This window comes from Gordonia sihwensis NBRC 108236, assembly GCF_000333035.1.
Classification (GTDB): domain Bacteria; phylum Actinomycetota; class Actinomycetes; order Mycobacteriales; family Mycobacteriaceae; genus Gordonia; species Gordonia sihwensis.
On sequence record NZ_BANU01000014.1, the window covers coordinates 124,614 to 139,896 of the forward strand.

Here is a 15,283-nt window from a genome sequence, read left to right on the forward strand (position 1 = left end):
GCAGTAGAGTCTGTCAGGTCAGCTGGAGAATCGTACAAGAAACCACGTAATCGTTCGTAGTATTGTCCGACGACCGCCGCGGCGCGCCGACGTGTACTGGCATCATGACCACCGCACACGCCGCCGACCCGATTCCGGCGCCCACCGAAGTGTTCACCGAACTGAACGAGCTCGCCGACTCCTCCGAGAAACTCGTCACCGACTGGCTGCGCGCCGCCGCGGCGGCGCAGACCGAGCCGCATGCGTCCGCTCGCCGTCTCGCCTCGGTCCTGTCCGATCCGCGCGGGCTCGACTTCACCGTCGGTTTCGTCGACCGGGTGATCGGCACCGAGGACCAGAAGGCGGCCGCCCAGGCGCTCGCCGAACTCGCGGCGAGCACCCCGGCCACGCTGGGCGCCTGGGACCGCTTGCAGATCAAGGCCGGTGGCGTCCTGGCCGAGAGGCTGCCCGGGGTGGTCATCCCCGCCGCGCGCGCACGGATGCGTTCGATGGTCGGGCACATGATCGTCGACGCCCGTGAGCGGCCCTTCCGCCGGGCGGTCGCCAAGCTCCGCGAGAGCGGCCATCGGCTCAACATCAACCCGCTGGGCGAGGCCGTGCTCGGTGACGCCGAGGCCGACAACCATCTCGCGGACGCGCGGGCATTGCTGCGGCGCGATGACGTCGACTACGTCTCGATCAAGGTCTCCTCCGTCGCCTCCCAGATCTCGATGTGGGCGTTCGAGGAGACGGCGCAGTACATCATCGACCGACTGACGCCGATGTATCTCCAGGCCGCCGCCGCGCCCGCGGGCACCAAGTTCATCAACCTCGACATGGAGGAATACCGCGATCTGGAACTCACCATCGAGGTGTTCACCCGGCTCCTGAGCCTCCCCGAACTCAAGCACTTCGAAGCGGGGATCGTGCTGCAGGCCTACCTGCCGGACGCACTCGGCGCGATGCAGCGTCTGTCGGACTTCGCCGCCGCCCGGGTGGCGGCCGGCGGCGCGGGGATCAAGGTCCGGCTGGTGAAGGGCGCCAACCTCGCCATGGAGTCGGTGCACGCCGAGGTGGCCGGATGGCCCCAGGTGACCTGCTCGTCGAAGACCGCGACCGATGCCAACTACAAACTCGTGCTGCACTGGCTGCTCAACAGGGATCACATGCGGGGCCTGCGCGTCGGTGTGGCCGGGCACAATCTGTTCGACATCGCCTTCGCCCATCTGCTGGCCGATCGCCGCGGTGTGTCCGACCGCGTCGAGTTCGAGATGCTGCAGGGCATGGCGACCGAGCAGGCCGACGTCCTCAGCGCCGACGTCGGCCGGCTGCTGCTGTACGTGCCGACGGTGAAACCGAAGGAATTCGACGTCGCGATCTCGTACCTGGTACGGCGTCTCGAGGAGAACGCCGCGCCCGAGAACTTCATGTCGGGCATCTTCGACCTCGCGCCCGGAAGTGCGATCTATCACCGGGAGTCGGGGCGGTTCCGTGATGCGCTCGCCGAACTCGGCCGCATCCTCACCACCGACGGCTACGCGCCTCCCCTGCCGAACGACCGGCAGGACCGGACACTCGACCAGTCCGCTGAGACGGCCCTCGATCCGGCACTGCCGCTTCCGGCCTTCGCGAACGAACCGGACACCAACGCCGCCCTGCCCGCCAATCAGCGATGGGCGCGCGACGCGCTCGCCACCGCGACACCGCAGTGGCTCGCCTCCCAGCCCGTTCCCGACGCGATCGCCGAGGACGAGGTGGACGCGCTGGTCGAGCGCGCCCGGTCGGCCGCCGCACAGTGGAGCGCACGCCCGGCCGCCGACCGCGCAGCGATCCTCTACCGCACCGCGGACATCCTCTCCCGCCGGCGCGGACACCTCGTCTCACTGGCCGCGGCCGAGGCGGGCAAGACCGTCGCCCAGTCCGATCCCGAGATCTCCGAAGCCATCGACTTCGCCCGCTACTACGCGCATCGAGCACTGGAACTGGACGAGGTCGCCGCGGCTGCCTTCACTCCGGACCGGGTGATCGTGGTGACACCGCCGTGGAACTTCCCGATCGCGATCCCCGCGGGCGGCACCTTCGCCGCCCTGGCCGCCGGCGCAGCGGTGATCCACAAGCCGTCGAAGCCGACACCGCACTGCTCGATGGCCATTCTCGAAGCCCTCTGGGAGGCAGGTGTTCCGCGCGAGGCGTGCCAGGGAGTGTTTCCCGACGAGGGCCCGGCCGGGCGACGATTGATCAGTCATCCCGACGTCGACCGCGTCGTGCTCACCGGCGCCTCCGAGACCGCGGCCCTGTTCGCGTCCTGGCGTCCGGACCTGCGGATCAACGGCGAGACCTCCGGTAAGAACGCGCTGATCATCACCCCGTCCGCCGATCGCGACCTCGCCATCGCCGATCTGGTCCACAGCGCTTTCGGCCACGCGGGCCAGAAGTGCTCGGCGGCGTCGCTGGCGATCCTCGTCGGCAGCACGTACTCCTCGGAGCGGTTCCGCCGTCAGTTGGTGGACGCGGCCGCCTCACTCGTCGTCGACTGGCCCACCAACCTCTCGGCCACCGTCGGACCGCTCACCGAGGATCCGAGCGATAAGCTGCTGCGGGCCCTGACCACCCTCGAGCCGGGCGAACGCTGGCTCCTGAAGCCGCGGCGGATCGACGACCGACTGTGGTCACCGGGAATCAAGGACGGTGTGGCGCCCGGAACGTTCTTCCACCGCACCGAGTGCTTCGGACCGGTTCTCGGACTGATGCGCGCCGAGACGCTCGACGAGGCCATCGAGTTGCAGAATGCCACCGACTTCGGACTCACCGCGGGTCTGCACTCCCTCGAGCCGCGCGAGGTCCGCTCGTGGATCGACCGCGTCGAGGCGGGAAACGTCTACGTCAATCGCGGCATCACCGGCGCGATCGTCCGCAGGCAGCCCTTCGGCGGGTGGAAGCGGTCGTCGGTGGGTCTGGGTTCCAAGGCGGGCGGTCCCAATTACCTGATGCTCATGGGATCGTGGGCCGACCGCGACTGCCTGCCCGACGCCGCACCGGCCGCGCTCGCCGAGGTCGGCGCCTTCATCGACTCGGTCTCGCCGGTGCTCACCGCCGGCGAGACGGCATGGCTGCGAGCGGCGGTGAGCGACGACGACACCGCGTGGGCCGCCGAGTTCGGGACGCCGCGCGACGAGACGGGCCTGGCCGGCGAGGCGAACATCTTCCGCTATCGCCCCGCGGCGGTGGCGCTGCGGGTGACGGCGGAGTCGACGCCCGCCAAGGTGGCACGACTGCTGGCGGCCGCGCACCGGAGCGGTGCGCGCGTGGTGGCGGCACCGGCGCCGGACATCGGCGACGATCTGCGCGCGGTGCTCGACGCCGCGGCGGCGCTGGGCGTGCCGGTCGATCCCGCCCGCGACGACCGGGCCTTCGTCGACCGGATCGGACGGGCCGGCATCGCCCGTGTCCGCCTGGATTCTCCGGCGACACCGGCACTGCGCGATCTCACCCTCGGACGGCCCGAACTCGCGGTGCTCGACGACACCGTCACCGCGTCCGGACGCGTCGAACTGCGGTACTGGCTCGCCGAGCAGTCGGTCTCGATGACCCTGCATCGATTCGGGAACCTCGACCGCGCCTTCGTCGAATTGGCCGAAGACCTCAAGTCTTCATAGATCGCCACAATGTGGGGACGTGCATCTTGTACGTCCCCACATGCTTTGCCGGGCCGGTCACCGGGAAGAATCGTCGTGAGCGGGAGACCTGTGTCACATTTGACGCGTGTGTTGCTTCCGGCTGAACCCACCTCTAGGAGATGACCTATGACCGTCGCGCCCGACGAGAAGACCATCCAGCTGGTCGCGGTCGCGCTGTACTTCGCAGCCATGCTCGGCATCGGCTGGTACGCGTACCGCCGCACGCGGAACAGTCTGGACGATTACATGCTCGCCGGCCGCGGCCTCAAGCCGTGGGTCGCCGCACTCAGCGCGGGTGCGTCGGACATGTCGGGTTGGCTGCTGATGGGCCTGCCGGGCGCGATGTATCTCTCCGGCCTCTCGGCGTCCTGGATCATGATCGGCCTGCTGATCGGCGCGTGGACCAACTGGAAGCTGGTCGCGCCGCGACTGCGCGCATACACGCAGGTGGCAGGTGACTCGATCACGATTCCGAGCTTCTTCGAATCGCGATTGCACGACGACTCGCGCATCCTCCGGATCACCTGCGGCGTCATCATCCTGGTGTTCTTCACGTTCTACGTCTCCAGCGGCATGGTCGCCTCCGGCAAGTTCTTCGACAGCTCCTTCGGGGTCGACTACACCGCGGGCATGCTGATCGTCGCCGGCATCACCATGCTGTACACGCTGTTCGGCGGGTTCCTCGGCGCGTCGCTCACCGACGTGGCGCAGGGGCTGCTGGTGGTGGTCGCGCTTCTGGCGGTTCCGATCATCGGCATCATCGACCTGGGCGGCGTCGGCGCCACCATCGACGGAGTGAACGCCGCCATGGACAACGGTCTGAGCTTCTTCGCCGGGACCACCGTCATCGGCATCATCTCGGCGGCCGCGTGGGGCCTGGGCTACTTCGGGCAGCCGCACATCATCGTGCGTTTCATGGCGCTGCGGTCCCCGTCCGAGGCCGGTGTCGCCCGCCGAATCGGCATCGGCTGGATGCTGCTGTGCGCGCTCGGCGCCGTCGGCACCGCACTGGTCGGCATCGCCTACTTCGCCGAGCACACCGCGCAGGCCCCGAAAGACGCCGAGACCGTGTTCCTGTCGCTGTCGCAGCTGCTGTTCCACCCCTTCATCGCGGGCCTGGTGCTGGCCGCCGTGCTCGCGGCCATCATGTCCACCATCTCGTCCCAGCTCGTCGTCTGCTCGTCGGCTCTGGTGGAGGATCTGTACAAGCTGGTCGCCGAGAAGACCGGCAGGGGCCGTGAACTCACCGACAAGACCTACGTCATGCTCGGCCGTCTCGGCGTTCTGACGATCGCGGTGATCGCCGCGCTGCTGGCGATCTCGCCGTCGAACAGCATCCTGGATCTGGTCGCCTTCGCCTGGGCGGGCTTCGGGTCGGCCTTCGGCCCGGCGGTGATCCTCTGCCTGTACTGGCGCCGGGTCAGCACCGTCGGAGTCCTGTCGGGCATCGTCGCGGGCGCGGTCGTCGCCTACGTGTGGGGTCAGACCTCGCTGAGCGAGGACCTCTACGAGATCATCCCGGGCTTCGCCGCCAGCCTGATCGTCACCGTGGTCGTCAGCCTGCTGACCTTCCGCGCGGACCCGGAGATCGATGCCGAGTTCACCCGCGCGGTGGAGCTGAGCCGGTCCAAGGAGCCGTTCACTCATCAGACGGACGACGTCCTCGCCGACGTCTGACCCGCCGCGCCCCTACTCGCGCCACCGCAGCGCTTCGAGCGCCGCCGCCACGGCGACGGCGTTCGTCTCCAGCGGCCGCGGCAGCAACTCCTGGGCACGCGCCACATGCCGGACCACGGTATTGCGATGCGTGTACAGGCGTGCGGCGGCCGCGCTCGCGTTGCACTGACAGGCGAACCACATCCGAACCGATTCGTGGAGACCGCGGTCGGCGGACGCCAGATCGCCGAGGGTGTGCGCGACGAAGGCGTCCAGCCGTGTCAGATCGCGCGTCATCGCCGCCAGCAACGCGAGATCGTCGTATGCGGCGAACCGCGCCGTCGAGCCGAGCCTGGTCAGCAGTTGCTGTCCTTCGAGTGCTTCGAAGTGGCTGCGGCGGAACCCCTCTCGACCCGCGCCGGGCGAGCCGGCCGTCACCCGTACATGCGGGTGCGCCGCGAGGGCCGCGTCCACCACCAGCCGATCGGTCGGCAGCCACACCCACAGTTCCGAGGCCCCGGCCAGGACGGTGAGACGGCGACCGACGCCGGAGGCGACCATGATCGCCTCGCAGGCGGCCTCCAGATCGTCAGGTGCCAGCCCGGCGTCCCCGGAGATCACCATCGCCGACTGCGGTCCTTCGATCGAATATCGGAGAGCGAGGTCGGCGCGGGCCGGCGCGATCGGCGCACCCTCCAGGATCAGCGCGACCGCAGCACGCCGCTGGGCGTGGTTGTCGCCAGCGAGTTCGGCGCGGGCGACGTCGATCTGGTGCGTCAGTTCGGCCACCGTGTCGTCGATGAAGGTGGCGATCGAGACCGAGGTCACCTCGAGAAGCTCCCGCAGCAGTCTCGCGTCCGAGGTCAGACCGAAGCAGATCTGCATCCAGAGCCGCCAGGCGGTGTTCTGCGCGGTGCGGAACGAGTCGAGCGCACCGGCGTCGAATCCGCGCCTGACCAGATCGCGGACGAAGCCGATCGTCTCCTCGTTGAGGTTGACGCTCACCCGTGCGCCGGGATCGGCCAGGTTGCTTCGAGCCCAGTGGTTGAGATTGCCCTCGTTGATCCGCAGGGCGACCTCTCGCAGATCCGCATCCACGAGGACGCGCTCCATCCCGGCGGGGTGCATCGCGGCGTGGTTCATATCGGCGATCCATTCGGGCGGAGCGTTCAGAACCGTCTCCACCCCGGCCCGGATGAGGTCGGCCACCTCGCGACTGGGCTCGGCCAGTTCTGCCTCGTCAGACGCCATATGGTTGATTATGCACTCCGACTGCGGCCATGCTGGTGCGATTCATCCTTGCTTTTCATCGACGGTTACAACGATCATTGGTATCGAAGGTTCAGCCCTCCTGACGAGAAGGAACACCATGACCACCGAATCGACGGGCACATCGGCCACCGCCGACTCGATTTTGAGCGAGCAGCCGCTCGACGTCGTCGTCCTCGGCGCAGGCATCTCCGGAATCGGCGCCGCGCACTACCTCACCACCGAGCATCCCGGAAAGAGCTTCGTGATCCTCGAATCACGCGACTCCATCGGCGGTACCTGGGATCTGTTCCGGTACCCCGGTATCCGCTCCGACTCCGATCTCAACACATTCGGGTACGAGTTCAAGCCGTGGCGCGATCCCCAGGCCATCGCCGACGCACCCCGCATCCTCGACTACCTGCGTGAGGCCGTCGCCGAGGACCGCCTGGAGTCGAAGATCGCGTTCAACCGCCGCGCGGTGTCGGCCGACTGGTCCGAGGCCGAGCAGTTGTGGACCCTGACCGTCAAGCACAACGACACGGGCGAGACCTCCGAGGTCAAGACCCGCTGGGTGTTCGCGGGCACCGGCTACTACAACTACGACGAGGGCTTCACTCCGGAGTTCGCAGGCAGCGACGACTTCGCGGGGCAGATCGTCCATCCGCAGCACTGGCCCGAGGATCTCGACTACCGGGGCAAGAAGGTCGTCGTCATCGGGTCCGGCGCCACCGCCGTCACCCTGGTCCCCTCGATGGCGGGCGATGCCGCCCACGTCACGATGCTCCAGCGCACGCCGACCTACGTGATCCCGCTTCCCCGCGAGGACGCCATCTCCAACGCGCTCAAGAAGACGCTCGGCGCCGAGCGCGGCTACCGGCTGAGCCGTCAGAAGAACATCTTCCAGCAGAAGCTGGTGTACCAGTTCTGCCAGCGCTACCCGAGCGTCGCGCGCAGGGTCATCCGCGCCTCCAATGCGGCGCTCCTCCCCCGCGACTACGACCTGGACACCCACTTCAACCCGCCGTACAACCCGTGGGACCAGCGGCTGTGCGTGGTCCCGGACGGCGACCTGTTCAAGGCGATCAAGAAGGGCACCGCGTCCATCGAGACCGGCCGGATCAAGCGGTTCGTCGCCGACGGCATCGAACTCGAGTCCGGTCAGGTGCTCGAGGCCGACATCATCGTCACGGCCACCGGTCTCAACCTGCAGTTGTTCGGCGGGATGGAGCTCAGCCGCGACGGCGAGCCGATCGACCTGTCCGAGACCGTCGCCTACCGTGGCGTGATGCTGTCCGGCGTGCCCAACTGGGTGCTGGCGATCGGCTACACGAACTCGTCGTGGACGCTGAAGATCGGCCTGCTGTGCGAGTACTTCTGCCGCATGCTGACCCACATGGACCAGGGCGGCTACAGCTCGGTGCGGCCGGTGGCCGATCCCGGCATGGAGACCCGGCCGCTGCTCGATTTCGGCGCCGGATACGTCAAGCGGGCCCTCGACCGTCTGCCGAAGCAGGGCACACAGAGCCCGTGGACCATGACCATGGCGGTCTCCGCCGACGTCAAGCAGCTTCGCAAGGGCGAGGTCGACGACGCCTTCCTGGACTACCGGAAGGTCGCCGCCACCGTCGACGCCTGAGGCTTCCCCTTCGAGTACGGGTGCCCCGGACCTCATGGTCCGGGGCACTCGTGTCTATCGGTGGTCGGCGTCGCTCAGTTGCTGCTGCCGACCGCGTCGGTGATGCCGCCGAACAGCCCGCCGAGGCTCCCGCCGAACAGGCCACCGAGGCTGCCGCCGCCCAGGCTGCCCGTGCTGCCGCCGTCGCCGCCGGTGCCGGGATCGGGGTCGCCACCGTCACCGGGACCGCCCGGATCGCCTCCGCCGTCACCGGGGTCGCCGCCGCCGGCGGCCTCGACGACCAGGTTCCTTATCGACGACTTCGCGCCCACCACGGCCTTCAACTCCACGGCACCGGCGGTCGTGGGAGTCCACTGACAGGTGGCTTTGCCGTTCGCGAGGACGAGCCCGGAGCAGATCGCGGCACCGTTCGCGGTGAGTGTGACCGCACTGCCCTCGGATGCGTCGGACGTCACCACGACCGGGGTTGCGGTGCCGACCTTGGGCGATCCGTTGACCGCGATCACCGGCGCACCGGGTTCGGGTTCGGGGTCGGCTGCCGCGACGGTGCCCGTGATCGTCGCGTTGGACGCCTCGATGGTCGCGGTTCCCGAATAGACCGCCTTCAGCGAGTAGGCGCCACCCGCGGCGGGCTTCCAGTTCGTCGTCGCGACTCCCGCGGCGACGGTCCCGGTTCCGATCGAGGCGCCGTTGTTGAAGAATTCGACCGTGCCGCCGGTGGCGCCGCTGCCGCCGGCCGTGACCGTCGCCTTCACAGTCGAGGTCTCACCGGCCTTGGGCGCCGGCGTCACCGACACGGCCGTGGCCGACGCGGTCTTGGGGGCGGGTGTTTCCACGGTGATGGTCGGGCCCACGTTCGACTGGTTGTTGTTCTTCTCGAACACGTTGGTGGTGGACCACTGCAGGCCGCCGGTGTTCAGCGTGCCCGGCGCACACTCCACCGTGTAGTCCTGCGTCCAGATCAGCGGCTTGGCCTCCCACGAACCGCCACCGGTCGCATCGATCATCACCCAGCCGTCGCCGGAGGTCACCTCGTTCGGCTTCTTGGTCCCGGGACCGTCCGGATTGTTCGTGTAGGTCCCGCCCGAGACCGTCCACACGGAGGTGTTCGGCACCGCTTTCATGCACGACGGATGATTGTCGCGCACGCTGTACACCAGCCACCCCAACTTGCGGTCGATCCGATTCGTGATGGTGACCGTGTCACCGACCTTCACCTTGCCGTCGACCAAGGCCGCGCTCCCGACCGTCCGCGAGAAGCTGACGGTGTCGTTGCCGCCGGTCACCGGCGTCATCGTCTCCGCGCCCGCGGCCCCGGCCGCCGTGGTCCCTGCGATGATCGCCGCGGACGTCGACAGCAGGGCGACGAGCGCAGGTCTGTTGAGTCTGCTCATCTGATTGCTCCTGATCATCCGAAGAGGTTCGAGAGACTGCCGGACCCGAGGCTTCCGGACCCGGAGCTACCCGACCCCGAACTGCCGCCGGCACCGCCCGTGCCCTCGCCGCCCGAGCCGTCACCGCCGGAACCCGTGCCGCCGCTGCCGGTGTCTCCACCGGAACCGTCCCCGCCACCGGGCGACGACGCCGGGACCACCGTGATGGTCGGACCGACATCGGGCTTGTTGTTGTTCTTCTCGAACGCGTTGGTCGTCGACCATTGCAGACCACCCGTGTTCAGGGTGCCAGGAGCGCAGGTGACCACGTAGTCCTGCGTCCAGATCAGCGGCTTGGCCTCCCACGAACCGCCACCGGTCGCATCGATCATCACCCAGCCGTCGCCGGAGGTCACCTCGTTGGGCTTCTTGGTCCCGGGACCGTCCGGATTGTTCGTGTAGGTCCCGCCCGAGACCGTCCACACGGAGGTGTTCGGCACCGCCTGCAAGCACGACGGATGATTGTCGCGCACGCTGTACACCAGCCACAACATCTTCCGGTCGATCCGATTCGTGATGGTGACCGTGTCACCGACCTTCACCTTGCCGTCGACGAGGGTGGCGCCCTCGACCGATCGTTGGAAACTCACGGTGTCGTTCTCACCGCTGACGGGGCCGACGGTGTCGGCGGCCGCCGCACCGGTGCCGATTCCCGCCAGCGCGGCAGCCGCCGCGCAACTGCCCACGACCGCCACTGTCCGTCTGATTGTCGACATGTTCGTCTGCTTTCTCGAGGTGTTGGTATGCGCGCTCATCCGAGGCTGCCCGTGTAGATGCTTCCGGTGTCCATGCCGGCGCTTCCGCTGCCGAGGCTTCCACCGAGACTGCCGCTCGCCGGGCTGGCCGAGACGTAGACGCTCTCGGTCACGGTGACCGGCTCTGCGCTGGAGATGACGGCGCGCAGCGGGTAGGTCCCGGCCTTCTTCGGCACCCAGGTGCAGCTGACGCGGCGGTCACCGTCGAGCTCGAGGTTGCCGCAACCGTCGAGCGACTTGCCGTCGGCGGTGAGGACCACCTTGTCGCCGGGGCGGCCGTCGGGGTTCTTGACGGTGATCTCGACGTCGTTGTCGGCCATCGCATCCTTCGGGTTCACCGAGATCCCGGGAACGCCGCGCGTCACCTCGATGTTCGGGCCGACGTTCGGATGGTCGCCGTTGTCGCCCACCCAGGTGGTCGAGTACTGCAGTCCGCCGGTGTTCAGCACCCCGACGTCGCACTTGAGCAGGTAGTCCTGCGACCAGGCGATGCTCTCCCAGGAGTTGGCCGCGGGCGCGTCGATCTTCGCCCATCCCGGACCGGAGGAGAACTCGTCGGGCTTCATGGCGCCGGAGACGTTCGGATTGTTCGTGTAGGTCTTGCCGCTCACCTTCCACACCGAGGTGTTGGGCACGGCCTCCATGCACGTCGGGTGCGTGTCCTTGACCCAGTAGATGAGCCATGCGAGTTTGCGGTCGAGCCGGTTGGTGACGGTGATGACCTCTCCGTTGGGCACCTTGCCGTCGACCAGTTTGAGTCCGCTGATCTCGCGGGAGAAGTTCACGGCACTGCTGCTGCCCTTCGCCGGACCGACGGTGTCGGCGTCCGCCGCACCCGATCCGGACATCACGCCGACCGCGCCCAGCGCAGCGATCGCCCCTGCCGCTGCGAGTCGTCGCAGCACGATCTTGGTTTTCAACACAGCCTCCTCGATTCGCGGCGCGGGATCAGGTGGGAGGGCGCCGCGACAGCGTCCGATAAATGTATGGATCCGACGAGGGCGAACGCTTCATCGAGCTGTCGATACGTCCCGAATTGCGTGCTGCCAGCACAAAAACTGCGACATATCGGCCGTTCGTAGGACGGCCGGCACGAAGTGGAGGGCGGCGCACCGCCCGCCGGACACGACGATGCCCGCAGGTTCCCCTGCGGGCATCGGTCGGAGTCGATGTGGTTCGGTCGCGCGCCCTACTGCGCCAGCAGTCCCTTCGCCACGTGGGTCACCTGGATCTCGTTCGACCCGGCGTAGATCATCAGCGACTTCGCATCGCGCGCCAGCTGCTCCACGCGGTACTCGGCCATGTAGCCGTTGCCGCCGAAGAGCTGCACCGCCTCCATCGCGACCTCGGTCGCCGCCCGGGAGGAGTACAGCTTCATCGCGGACGCCTGGGCCAGTGTCGGCGGCTTGCCGGCCTTGGCCGCCTCCATCGCGACGAAGAGCATGTTCTGCACGTTGAGCCGCGCGATCTCCATCTCCGCGAGCTTGAGCTGAATTAGCTGGAACTTTCCGATCTCCTGTCCCCACAGGGTGCGCGTCTTGGCGTAGTCGATGGAGAGCCGCTGGCATTCGTTGATGATGCCCAGGGACAGCGCGGCGATGCCGATCCGCTCGGCGGTGAATCCGGCCTTCGCGCTGTCGCCGCCCCGCTTGTCCGATCCGGTCTCCTCGGTCTCTCCGAGCAAACGATCCCGGCCCACCCGGACGTTGTCGAAGAACAGCTCACCGGTCGGCGAACTCATCATGCCCATCTTCTTGAACGGCTTGCCCTGGGTGAGTCCCTCCATGCCCTTGTCGAGGACGAAGGTGAGCACCTTGCGATCGCGCATCGGCGTGCCGTCGCCCTCGTCGAGCTTGGCGAAGACCACCATGGTGTCGGCGTACGGGCCGTTGGTGATGAAGGTCTTGTTGCCGTTGAGGATGTAGTCGTCGCCGTCGCGGCGCACCGTCGTCTTCATCCCGCCGAGCGCGTCCGAGCCGCTGTCGGGCTCGGTGATGGCCCACGCCCCCACCTTCTCCATCGTCACCAGCTCCGGAAGCCAGCGACGCTTCTGCGCCAGGGTGCCGCGGCTGCGGATCGTCGAGACCGTCAGGCCCAGTGAGACGCCCATCGACGCGATGAGGCCCAGGCTGACCCCCGCCATCTCCATGTTGAGGATCAGGAACATCGAGTTGGCGAGACTGTTCGATCCGCCGCCCGAGGATCGCGGCTCGCCCGCCTCCTCGGCTGCGAGCTCCTTCTCCAGGCTCTCGGCGTTCATCGAGTCCATCCCGAAGGTCGCCAGCATCTTGCGGAGGATGTCGTACGGCGGGAGCGACCCCGACTCCAGACCCTCCAGATTGGGCCGGACCTCCTTGTCGATGAAGCCGCGCACAGCGTCGCGGACCATCACATCTTCCTCAGACCACTCGAACATCAAGCCTCCAAACTGGAACACGTTTCACTTAGGTCTGACGGTAGCGCATCGTGTCACCGACCCGGTAGGTCGACGCCCTCAGTCGACCGGCTCGTCACAGCGCCGATCCGTCCCGTACGGCGGCCTCGGCCAGGCGACTGTGCCACTGCCGATTGAGCCACATCTCGACCAGTTCCGGCGCCACGCCCGCCTGCGCGGCCCAGCGGTGAAGCAGGGAGTTGTACCGCACGTATCTGCGGACGGAGTAGTGCGACACCGACGACGCGACAAGCCAGCCGTTCCACGTGAGACTGCCGGCGCTGGCAGCATCCAGCAGTTGCGGACGGTCGGGTGCCCCGGAGTGGATCGCCCAGCAGTACAGGGACATCAGGACGTGGCCCACACCAGGAGCGACCGGCCATCCCGACCAGTCCCGATACGCCGCGGCGTCGATCAGTGCCGGAGCGCGCCGGCAGGCGACGAGCGCACGCTCGACCGCGGCGAACGGCGTGCCCGCATCCCGCCCGGACCGGACGTCGACGAATCGGCGGACACCGCCGCGCAGCGGGTGCTCGGCCAGCCAGGCGGCACACATGTACAGGCGATCGAGTTCCGGTTCGTCACCGAGGCCCATTCCGTGCACACCCGGCTCGAGATCGCCCCGACGCAGGTACGCGGTGCCCTTCCACACCTGCGTTCCGTCCGCATCGCGCCCGCTGACCTGCGCCGGGATCTCGCACTGAGCCAGGCGCTCGTTCCACCAGTCGAGATCCACTTCGACGACATCCTCGAGAACCGTCTCGGCGTAGGGCTGGTTCCGGCACCAGGCGATGCAGTCCGCCGGAATCACCAGGTGCGCGTCCGCGCCGTCGCCGCTCCAACTCTCGTCCATGCGGCCGATGGTCGCACGGCCCTCTGACATCGACGTCGCACCTGCTCCGCGACGTCAGAGCGTGACCGTGTACAGCCCGCCCGGGCACACGTCGGCCGCAAAGAAGCTCGCGGCGTCCTCGCAGAGCACGGCCTGTGCGACCGGGCCCGCGACCACGAGCGTCGCCGGCCCACCCGCGGCGAGCGCGGCGAGAACGCCGCGAATCCGACCCACGAACGCGCCGACCGACTCACCGCCGTGGCCCGACCACAGGGGATCGCCGAACCAGGCGCCCAACTGCGCCGGATCGACCGACTCCGGCGCGGTCGACCGCCAGCGGCCGACGTCGAGCGACGCCAGTCGCGGGTCGACGCCGAACAGACCGCACGCCAGGCGTGCGGTCTGCGTCACCGATCTCTCGGGTCCGGCGATCACCCGTCCGGCCCGGGGCAGCCGCGATGCGAGCGCCGCCGCATCCCGGCGGCCACGCGAGTCGAGATCGTCGTGCTCGCCGCCGAACCGGACCGCTCTGTTGGGTGCGGTCCGCGCGGCGACCACCAGATGCACCGACGTCAGGCGCCGACCTCCGCGAGCGTGCGGTCGGAAGTCTTGGACCGGCGCATCATCACGCCGAGCAGCGCGACGAACGCCACGGTCAGGACCGTCCACAGAAGTACCTGGTTCGCGATCGCGTACACCCGGAAGTCGGCCACCACCTGTCCGGGGAATCCGGCGCCGACGATCCGGTCGCCGTCCATCACCGGACCGGGGATCTCCTTGAACTCGGGAAGAAGCGCGGCCGTGATGGTCACACCGACCAGGTACACCACCGCGGAGGTGACACCCGACCACAGTCCGCCGATCCGGTCCGCGAGCCGGCAGCCGAGGATCACCGCGACGACCATCAGCGCCACCGACACCAGCGTCAGCGTCAGGTAGGCGCCCGACCGCGCTCCGATGGTGTCCTCCTCGCCGACCGCGGGCGGGTTGGGCGGGTAGACGAAGTAGGGGACGCCGATCACGGCCACGAAGGCCACGGCACCCAGCCCCGCTGCGACCGCCCGAGGGTCCGCGGCCGGCCACCGACGTCCCACGTAGGCCCACAGAACTGTGAACGCGACGGCGAACAGGGCGCCCATCGCGACGGCGAAGACGACCGTGCCGACTCCCGCACCGATGTTCTCCTGGACGGTTCGGCTGTAGATCTCGTGCTCGTGTGCATGCTCGCCGGACAGCATCGACTCGGCGTGCGACCGCTCCTCCTCGTAGTCGATGGCCAGCCGCACCTGCGGTTCGATGAAGATCCGCGCATAGACGAACGACACCAGTCCGGCGATCAGGCCTGCGAGCACGCCTGCGCCGGTGAATCTGCGCTCCATTGTTCTGTTGTCTCCCCGGCTCAGTGGCAGGGGAAGCCGAGGAAGTGCCGTGCGTCGTGCACGAACTCGTGGACATGGGTGTCGCTGCCGAACACCGACACCGCGCCCTGGTCGTATCCCAGGAAGTAGTAGGCGAGCGCCGCGAGTGCCACGGTGGCGGTGAGCCAGAGGGCCGCGCTCGCGGCGGAGAGGTTCGGCACGGCGAGGGAACGTACGCCCTGCGTTGCGGTGGATGCGGTCATCGTCGACGT

General features: G+C 68.2%; 12 protein-coding genes. 3 read left to right on the forward strand and 9 right to left on the reverse strand.

Annotation, left to right across the window (positions count from 1 at the left end):
- Nucleotides 1-104 precede the first annotated feature (104 nt).
- Nucleotides 105-3,635, forward strand: a complete 3,531-nt coding sequence (locus GSI01S_RS10335) for a bifunctional proline dehydrogenase/L-glutamate gamma-semialdehyde dehydrogenase (protein ID WP_006896499.1) — start codon at nucleotides 105-107, stop codon at nucleotides 3,633-3,635.
- Between the two features lie 147 nt (nucleotides 3,636-3,782).
- Complete coding sequence (putP, locus tag GSI01S_RS10340; RefSeq protein WP_006896500.1) at nucleotides 3,783-5,333, forward strand: sodium/proline symporter PutP; 1,551 nt, start codon at nucleotides 3,783-3,785, stop codon at nucleotides 5,331-5,333.
- Nucleotides 5,334-5,345: 12 nt separating this feature from the next.
- On the opposite strand, the gene GSI01S_RS10345 is transcribed toward putP, so the two are convergent.
- Nucleotides 5,346-6,563 (reverse strand): PucR family transcriptional regulator, encoded by a 1,218-nt coding sequence (locus GSI01S_RS10345; RefSeq protein ID WP_006896501.1) that lies wholly within the window; start codon nucleotides 6,561-6,563, stop codon nucleotides 5,346-5,348.
- 118 nt (nucleotides 6,564-6,681) lie between these two features.
- Between GSI01S_RS10345 and GSI01S_RS10350 the strand changes: the two genes are divergently transcribed.
- Nucleotides 6,682-8,199: a flavin-containing monooxygenase gene (locus GSI01S_RS10350; RefSeq protein WP_006896502.1), complete on the forward strand. Its 1,518-nt coding sequence runs from the start codon at nucleotides 6,682-6,684 to the stop codon at nucleotides 8,197-8,199.
- Between the two features lie 74 nt (nucleotides 8,200-8,273).
- On the opposite strand, the gene GSI01S_RS10355 is transcribed toward GSI01S_RS10350, so the two are convergent.
- The 8 genes from GSI01S_RS10355 to GSI01S_RS10390 form a co-directional block, all read right to left on the reverse strand.
- Nucleotides 8,274-9,593 carry an Ig-like domain-containing protein gene (locus tag GSI01S_RS10355; RefSeq protein WP_006896503.1) on the reverse strand — a complete coding sequence of 440 codons (1,320 nt, stop codon included), beginning with the start codon at nucleotides 9,591-9,593 and terminating at the stop codon, nucleotides 8,274-8,276.
- Nucleotides 9,594-9,607: 14 nt separating this feature from the next.
- The gene (locus tag GSI01S_RS10360) at nucleotides 9,608-10,318 is read right to left on the reverse strand and encodes a hypothetical protein (RefSeq protein ID WP_231650329.1); all 711 of its coding nucleotides are present in this window, start codon (nucleotides 10,316-10,318) and stop codon (nucleotides 9,608-9,610) included.
- 65 nt (nucleotides 10,319-10,383) lie between these two features.
- On the reverse strand, nucleotides 10,384-11,310 hold the full coding sequence (locus tag GSI01S_RS10365; protein ID WP_006896505.1) for a hypothetical protein: 927 nt from the start codon (nucleotides 11,308-11,310) through the stop codon (nucleotides 10,384-10,386).
- A 266-nt stretch (nucleotides 11,311-11,576) separates the two neighbouring features.
- Nucleotides 11,577-12,803: an acyl-CoA dehydrogenase family protein gene (locus GSI01S_RS10370; protein WP_006896506.1), complete on the reverse strand. Its 1,227-nt coding sequence runs from the start codon at nucleotides 12,801-12,803 to the stop codon at nucleotides 11,577-11,579.
- A 94-nt stretch (nucleotides 12,804-12,897) separates the two neighbouring features.
- A complete protein-coding gene (locus GSI01S_RS10375) occupies nucleotides 12,898-13,704 on the reverse strand; it encodes an 8-oxoguanine DNA glycosylase OGG fold protein (protein ID WP_006896507.1) in 807 nt (268 codons plus the stop codon).
- 24 nt (nucleotides 13,705-13,728) lie between these two features.
- Nucleotides 13,729-14,220, reverse strand: coding sequence for a histidine phosphatase family protein (locus GSI01S_RS10380; protein WP_006896508.1), 492 nt, complete (start codon nucleotides 14,218-14,220; stop codon nucleotides 13,729-13,731).
- 5 nt (nucleotides 14,221-14,225) lie between these two features.
- Nucleotides 14,226-15,032: a CbtA family protein gene (locus GSI01S_RS10385; protein WP_006896509.1), complete on the reverse strand. Its 807-nt coding sequence runs from the start codon at nucleotides 15,030-15,032 to the stop codon at nucleotides 14,226-14,228.
- A 20-nt stretch (nucleotides 15,033-15,052) separates the two neighbouring features.
- Nucleotides 15,053-15,274 (reverse strand): CbtB domain-containing protein, encoded by a 222-nt coding sequence (locus tag GSI01S_RS10390; RefSeq protein ID WP_006896510.1) that lies wholly within the window; start codon nucleotides 15,272-15,274, stop codon nucleotides 15,053-15,055.
- Between the last annotated feature and the right edge of the window lie 9 nt (nucleotides 15,275-15,283).

Bases quoted from the DNA above. Each gene is read 5' to 3' on its own strand.
- GSI01S_RS10335 (WP_006896499.1), top strand. From the start codon at position 105: ATGACCACCGCACACGCCGCCGACCCGATTCCGGCGCCCACCGAAGTG.
- putP (WP_006896500.1), top strand. From the start codon at position 3,783: ATGACCGTCGCGCCCGACGAGAAGACCATCCAGCTGGTCGCGGTCGCG.
- GSI01S_RS10345 (WP_006896501.1), bottom strand. From the start codon at position 6,563: ATGGCGTCTGACGAGGCAGAACTGGCCGAGCCCAGTCGCGAGGTGGCC.
- GSI01S_RS10350 (WP_006896502.1), top strand. From the start codon at position 6,682: ATGACCACCGAATCGACGGGCACATCGGCCACCGCCGACTCGATTTTG.
- GSI01S_RS10355 (WP_006896503.1), bottom strand. From the start codon at position 9,593: ATGAGCAGACTCAACAGACCTGCGCTCGTCGCCCTGCTGTCGACGTCC.
- GSI01S_RS10370 (WP_006896506.1), bottom strand. From the start codon at position 12,803: ATGTTCGAGTGGTCTGAGGAAGATGTGATGGTCCGCGACGCTGTGCGC.
- GSI01S_RS10375 (WP_006896507.1), bottom strand. From the start codon at position 13,704: ATGTCAGAGGGCCGTGCGACCATCGGCCGCATGGACGAGAGTTGGAGC.
- GSI01S_RS10385 (WP_006896509.1), bottom strand. From the start codon at position 15,032: ATGGAGCGCAGATTCACCGGCGCAGGCGTGCTCGCAGGCCTGATCGCC.
- GSI01S_RS10390 (WP_006896510.1), bottom strand. From the start codon at position 15,274: ATGACCGCATCCACCGCAACGCAGGGCGTACGTTCCCTCGCCGTGCCG.